Below are 1,331 nucleotides of genomic sequence, written 5' to 3' on the forward strand. Positions count from 1 at the left end.
GGGTCGAGGACGCGCCGGCGGCGGCAGCAGCTGCGGGCGCAGCCGTCGCGACGCCGGGCCGCGCACCCCCGTTCGCCGCCGGGCCCGGGTAGGCGGTCGTCGGGGGGCCGGCCTTGTCACCGGCGGCCGGGAGGCCGTCGGTACGGTCCGCGGCCGGTTTCGTGAAGGACGTCGCGGGAGGACGCGCGGCACCCCCCGGCGCGGCGGCCGCCCCGGCCGCGCCGGCGACCCCGGCAGCAACGGCCGGTCGTGCGCCGACGGGACGCAGCGCCGGATCGGGTGTCCCGGCGGGCCGCGCGGACGAGGCACCGGACGCGGTCGCCCCGGCAGCGGAAGGCGTCGCAGGTGCGGAGGACGCGCCGACCGGCGCAGCCCCGGACCTCGCGGCCGCATCCAGCACAGGCGTCCGGACGGGGCCCGCGTCGCGGGTCGGCGGTGTGACCTGGGTCGGGGTGTCGTCGGCCCGCGCTGGTCCGGTACCTGGCCGGCTTGCGGCACCCGCGGACGGCGCACCCGCCGGCTCGCCCGCGGGGCGTGTCGGGCGCGGGCCCGCCGAGGCCGCCGACGGGGACGATGCACCCGACGCCTGCTCGGCGACGGGCTGACGCGCCGGCAGCGGGCTCGCTGCGGCCGACGCCTGCTCGGCAACGGGCTGACGCGTCGGGAGCGCGCTCGCCGCAGGCGGCGACGCCGCCGAGGTGGCGACGGACGGAGGCGCTGCAGCCGGAGGGGTGGCCGAGGCCGGCTCGGCGGGCGACGGGCGTGCCGGCGCCGACGGCGCGGACGAGGGGGCGGGAGCGCTCGACGCCGGAGCGGCAGCGTTCGACGCCGCGCCCGCGGACGCCGGGGAGGCCGCGGACGCGGAGGACGAGGTCGCGGTCGCGGTCGTGCGGGCCTCACCCGTCGCGGGGCCGCCGGGCGCGGCGGACCGTGCCTGGGCGGCAGCCCGCGGCGCGCCAGGAGCGGTCTGCGGCTCGGCAGCCCGGCCGGCGGGCGCCGACGACGCAGACGCGGCGGAGGGTGCGGGCTCCGCGTTCGCGGTCGGCGCGGACGCGGTCGGCGCGGACGTGGTCGGCGCGGACGCGGTCGGTGCGGATGCCTCGGTCGCGGGCGGTGGCGTCACGGCCGACGGTGCGGGCTTCGGCGTCGCCGGCTCGGGCGTCGCGGTCTGGGGCTTCGCGGGTGCCGTCGGGGCAGACGCGGTCGGCGCAACGGTCTCGGGTGCGGCTGTCTGACGTCCGGGTGCCTCGGTCGCGGCGGCCCGGGGTGCGGGCGCAGGCGCCGAGGGCGCTGCGGCTACCGGCGCGGCCGCTGGCGGCGCGGCCGCTGGC

The 1,331-nt window shown here is 82.6% G+C and carries 1 protein-coding gene; it reads left to right on the forward strand.

The genetic code is table 11. The annotated features are described in order from the left end of the window. Positions 1 to 698 precede the first annotated feature (698 nt). Complete coding sequence (locus AB6N24_RS23080; protein ID WP_412871693.1) at positions 699 to 1,235, forward strand: hypothetical protein; 537 nt, start codon at positions 699 to 701, stop codon at positions 1,233 to 1,235. Positions 1,236 to 1,331 lie beyond the last annotated feature (96 nt).

The sequence above is a fragment of the Cellulomonas jepli genome (assembly GCF_047229345.1).
Classification (GTDB): Bacteria; Actinomycetota; Actinomycetes; order Actinomycetales; family Cellulomonadaceae; genus Cellulomonas_A.